This window comes from Acetobacter sp. AN02 (genome assembly GCF_029759835.1).
Classification (GTDB): Bacteria; Pseudomonadota; Alphaproteobacteria; order Acetobacterales; family Acetobacteraceae; genus Acetobacter.
This window is the reverse complement of the sequence record NZ_JAJJND010000131.1, coordinates 1-4,994: the sequence shown is the minus strand read 5'-3', so window position 1 is coordinate 4,994 and position 4,994 is coordinate 1. Positions and strand designations below refer to the sequence as shown.

General features: G+C 57.1%; 3 protein-coding genes and 1 pseudogene. 3 read left to right on the top strand and 1 reads right to left on the bottom strand.

The annotated features are described in order from the left end of the window. Positions 1-73 precede the first annotated feature (73 nt). Positions 74-190, bottom strand: a pseudogene (locus tag LOC54_RS11350) (IS5/IS1182 family transposase); the annotation flags it as partial. Between the two features lie 526 nt (positions 191-716). Between LOC54_RS11350 and LOC54_RS11345 the strand changes: the two are divergent. The 3 genes from LOC54_RS11345 to LOC54_RS11335 are packed head-to-tail and all read left to right on the top strand — an operon-like array spanning position 717 to position 4,858. Beyond that, positions 717-1,181, top strand: a complete 465-nt coding sequence (locus tag LOC54_RS11345) for a (2Fe-2S)-binding protein (protein ID WP_279313908.1) — start codon at positions 717-719, stop codon at positions 1,179-1,181. A 2-nt stretch (positions 1,182-1,183) separates the two neighbouring features. After that, the gene (locus LOC54_RS11340) at positions 1,184-3,439 is read left to right on the top strand and encodes a xanthine dehydrogenase family protein molybdopterin-binding subunit (protein ID WP_279313907.1); all 2,256 of its coding nucleotides are present in this window, start codon (positions 1,184-1,186) and stop codon (positions 3,437-3,439) included. A 57-nt stretch (positions 3,440-3,496) separates the two neighbouring features. Beyond that, complete coding sequence (locus LOC54_RS11335; RefSeq protein WP_279313906.1) at positions 3,497-4,858, top strand: cytochrome c; 1,362 nt, start codon at positions 3,497-3,499, stop codon at positions 4,856-4,858. Positions 4,859-4,994 lie beyond the last annotated feature (136 nt).

Sequence of the window (4,994 nt, the reverse complement as noted above, 5' to 3'; positions counted from 1 at the left end):
CCGTAAAAGTGCCTGTTCCGTCTCCTTCTTCCATCCATACAATATGGGAAGTATTTCAAGATCTAACAGGCCCTAGGTCAGGGCGGAAGACTTCAAAATCCACAGTCCGGGAAAACGCTTCGAGCTGATCACCAAGCCCGCTCAATCGCGCAAGCCGCTCTTCAACATCAAAGAAACCAGCCTGCTTCATGATCCATACCCCAATCAACTCGGGGAATTGGAATCACGAAGGGAGCCTCAAAACCAGGGGGTTTTTCGAACCCTCCAGCTTATACCCGACGGGCCGTAGGAGTGGTCTCCGCGTTTAATTTAAAAAACAAATTCGGATGGAAGGGCCAAGTTTAACAAGACGGACAAATAGCGGCCGACGATTGTATGGGCGTCTGGCAACAGCCCTATATCTATGCTGATGGGGCATTCTCCGAACCGCAAACATCGCATTGCTGTGCATTCGCAGCTGCACGCCTTGCCTGAAATTTTTCATTGACAGAAGAGGACAAAGTGAGGGAAGGGTTTGTGAGAAAAACTCATAAGGTTATGCTGTTATTTGACCTAATATTTTTCATAAAAGTATAATACATATCATTTGATAATAAGGGTGCTGCGTTCAGAACAAGTTTTCTGCCGAGAAAGGCAGAGGAACCTTGAACGATTGCGAAACAATTCCCCTGAGTGTGATTTCGTGAAGTGAGCCCATCTTTACCGGCGAGGGAAATATGGAACTGACGATAAATGGTGTGGTGCACCAGATTGACGTCGAGCTGGATACTCCCTTGCTCTGGGTTTTGCGTGACGATCTGGGGATGACGGGAACCAAATATGGCTGCGGGCTGGCCCAATGTGGTGCCTGCACGGTTCTGATTGACGGTCGAGCCGTGCGTTCCTGCGTGACGCCTGTCGAAAAAATGGCAGGAGCGTCGATCGTGACCATCGAGGCAATCGAACGGGATGATCTCGGCAAGCGTGTGGTTACTGCATGGGTGAAACATCAGGTGCCGCAGTGTGGCTACTGCCAGTCCGGGCAGGTCATGGCTGCGACCTCATTGCTCAGGCAGGTTCCCCACCCCACGGATGCCGATATCGACGCAGCGATGGTCAATCTCTGCCGCTGCGGAACCTATAACGCCATTCGTGCCGCCATTCATGATCTGGCGTCCGGTTCAACGGACGGGGGAGCATAAGAATGGTGAACGGTCTTTTTGATGATGCTCCCCTGATGCAGCAGGAACCGGTCAATCTGTCCAGACGTCGCTTTATGCTGACATCGGCAGGCGCTGCAACGGGCGCATTCGTGCTGGGTTTCGGTCTGCCGGCCCGACAGGCGCGCGCTCAGGCCGCGCAGGGACCAAAATATCGGGGAACACAGGTTCCCGCATTACTTGAAATTCGTCCGGATAATACCGTGCGCCTGCAAAGCCCCTTCATTGAAGGCGGGCAGGGAACGTTTACTGCCATGGCGCAGATCGTCGGCGAGGAGCTGGACGCGGACCCTTCGACTTTCCTTGTTGAAAATGCCCCGGCAGGGGATGAATACGCTGTGATGGACAGCGGCATGCGCATCACGGGCGGGAGCATGTCGGTGCGGAACGGGTATCCGGCCATGCGGCGTCTCGGTGCGCTCGGACGTGAGATGCTGCTTCAGGCCGGGGCGCAGCATCTGGGTGTTCCCGTGTCAGAGCTGACCACTCAGCCGGGACAGGTCGTTCATGCCGCATCGGGCCGAATGGTCAATTATGGAGACCTGGCGCATGTGGCCATGGATCTCCCGGTGCCGGATCCGGCCAGCGTAAAGCTGAGAGATCCATCGCAGTTCCGCTGGATCGGCAAGTCGGTCAAGCGGCTGGATATCTACGAGAAATCGACAGGCAAGGTCGATTACGCAATCGATGTGCGGATTGATGGCATGCTGCACGCAGCGGTGCAGCATGCGCCGCGGCTTGGCATGACGGTTGGCTCCATCCGCAACGAAGAACAGGTGCGCCAGATGAAGGGTGTTCACTCCGTTCATCGTCTGCCGGGGGCGGTGGCGGTCGTGGCCGAGCGGTGGTGGCACGCCAAACGCGGGGTTGAAGCTCTGCTGGTGAACTGGGCCGAGGCTGAACCGGGGGCGGCCTCAGACATTCGTGTGATGCCAGCGGATTTTTCGACGGAAGAGTTCAGGAAACATCTGGCGACAGTATCCGGGAAAGAAGAGAACGCGGAGACCAGAGGCGATGTGACGCGCGGATTGAAAAACGCCCATACAGTCGTCGAGGCAACGTATTTCAGCCAGTACGTGAACCATGGGCAGCTTGAGCCTCCTTCTGCACTGGCCCGGTATAATCCCGATGGAACACTCGACATCTGGCTCCCCAACCAGGCGCCCGACATGTTCCGTGCTGATATGGCCAGACGCACCGGGATGGACGCGGAAAAGATCACGATTCATTCGCCGTTACTGGGTGGGTTTTTCGGACGTCATTTCCTTTACGACCATGGTAGCCCCTATCCGCAGGCCATTGCGCTCGCCAAAGCGACAGGTCGGCCCATCAAGCTGATCTGGACCCGTGAGGAAGAGTTCCTGCGCGATGCCCTGCGCCCCATGGCGGCAGTGCGGTTCCGTGCGGGGCTTGATGCAACAGGTCGTCCTGTTGCGCTTGACGTCGTCAGTGCCACGGAAGGGGCAACGGAAGGTCTCGGGACAAAGCGCGGAAAAGACCTTGACCCGACAGCCCTCGAAGGACTGACCAACAAGGCCTACGATATTCCCGACCGTCGGATCGCCCAGTTGTTCGTCAGAAATCCGGCGACGCTGGGATACTGGCGTTCCGTCGGGAATTCCATGAATGACTTTCTCTATGAAACATTTCTGGACGAACTGGCGGACAAGGGACATCAGGACCCCTACGAGCTTCGGTTGCACCTGCTCCGGGACAACAGGCGCCTGACGACTTTGCTCAAGGCGGTCGCAGATCTATCCGGTGGCTGGAAGCGTGGCCCGTTTACGGCGGCGGATGGTTCACGCCGCGCGCGCGGGATTGGCATGTCGTCACCTTTCGGGTCTGAAGCTGCGGCGATTGCGGAAGTGTCGCTCGAAAACGGGCGTGTCAGGGTGCAGGAGGTCTGGGAAGCAATCGACCCTGGAAAGGTCGTGAACCCCGCGATTGTGGAAGCTCAGGTCAATGGAGCCATAGCTCTCGGACTGTCTCAGGTGCTTCTTGAAGAGACGGTTTACGAGAATGGTATGCCGCGCGCGCGAAACTATGAAGGCTACCCAATTCTCGCTTTGAATCAGATGCCTCGTGTGCATGTGAAGATTGTCGAGAGTGGCGAGAAGATGGGCGGCGTCGGGGAGCCACCGCTGCCTGCCATTCCGCCCGCGGTGGCTAACGCGGTTTCGACCCTGACCGGGCGGCGTATCCGAAGCATGCCGCTGTCACGTCATGACTTTGCAAGCTGAGACTTTGATCGTCGTCTGGCACGTCTCGCGTGCAGCAGAAAGACTGCGGAACTGAACATGACTAACCGCCTGAAGAAAATTTTCGCAGTCGTGATCCCTGCGTCGGCTGTTCTGGCTGCGGGAACGGCATGGTTCGTGACCCGTCTCCCTGCGTCGTCTTTTGAGAAAACCGGTTCTCAGGGGGAGCCGTCGGCGCAGCTCGTAGCGCGAGGCGAGTATGTCTCTCGTCTGACAGATTGCGTGGCCTGTCACAGTGTGCCGGGTGGGGCAGCCTATACCGGGGGCCTGAAGATGGTAACGCCGATGGGCGCAATCTTCGCCACGAACATCACGCCTGATCGTGAGACGGGGATCGGTGCCTATACGCTGGCGGATTTCGACAGGGCGCTTCGTTCCGGTGTGGCAAAGGATGGGCACCGCTTCTATCCGGCCATGCCGTATCCGTCCTATGCCAAGCTTTCTGACGATGATGTCAAAGCGCTTTATGCCTATTTCATGAAGGGTGTCCCGGCTGTTCATCAGGAAAACCGGAAAAGCGCGATCCCTTGGCCGCTGAACATGCGCTGGCCTCTGGCTTTCTGGAATGTGGTTTTTGCCCCGTCAGGCGTTTATCGCCCGGACATATCGAAAGATGCCCAATGGAACCGGGGGGCCTATCTTGTTGAAGGGGCGGGGCACTGTGGGGCCTGTCATACGCCGCGAAGTCTGGCCTTCCACGAAAAGGGGACGGACAGCCATAGCGCGGCCTTTGTCTCCGGCGCGCTGATTGACGGATGGTTTGCGCCAAGCCTGCGCAACGATCCCAACACGGGTCTGGGCCGGTGGAGCGAGGACGATATCTTCCGTTTTCTCAAGACCGGCCGGAACGACCATGCTGTCGTGTTCGGCTCCATGACAGAGGCTTTCAACAACTCGACGCAGTTTTTCTCCGATGATGATCTGCGGGCAGTTGCGCATTATCTCAAGTCTCTGCCTGGCAACGCGCAACGTGACGGAACTCCGTGGCAGTATGAGCCGACACAGGCCAAGGCACTCCAACCCGCCGGACGGCAGGGCATCCCCGGTGCGCAGACCTACATGGCGAAGTGCAGTTTCTGTCATGGTACGGATGGGCGGGGACAGGGGCAGTGGGTTCCGCCGCTGGCAGGAGCAGCTTCGTCTCTGGTGCCGGACAGTTCCTCTTCCATCAACGTTACTCTTAACGGATCTGACCGTGTCGTCGCGGCCGGAGTGCCGGATTCCTATCGTATGCCGTCATATCGCGCGCAGCTTTCAGATGGGGAAATTGCGGACGTGCTGACTTTTGTCCGCTCGTCATGGGGAAACCGGCAGCTTCCCGTGACGAATGGAGATGTCAAAAAACTAAGGGAGCAGACCGTTCCTGCCAGCAGCAGTCCGGTTATTTTGAAAATTCATTGAATTCATATGGTCTCTCGCCAATCAAATGGAGGGTTCGAAAAACCCCCTGGTTTTGAAACCTGCTCTGTGATTCCATTTGTCCGGTTCTGACAGAGGGAATGGCGTTATGAAGCAGGCGGGATTTTTTGACGTTGAA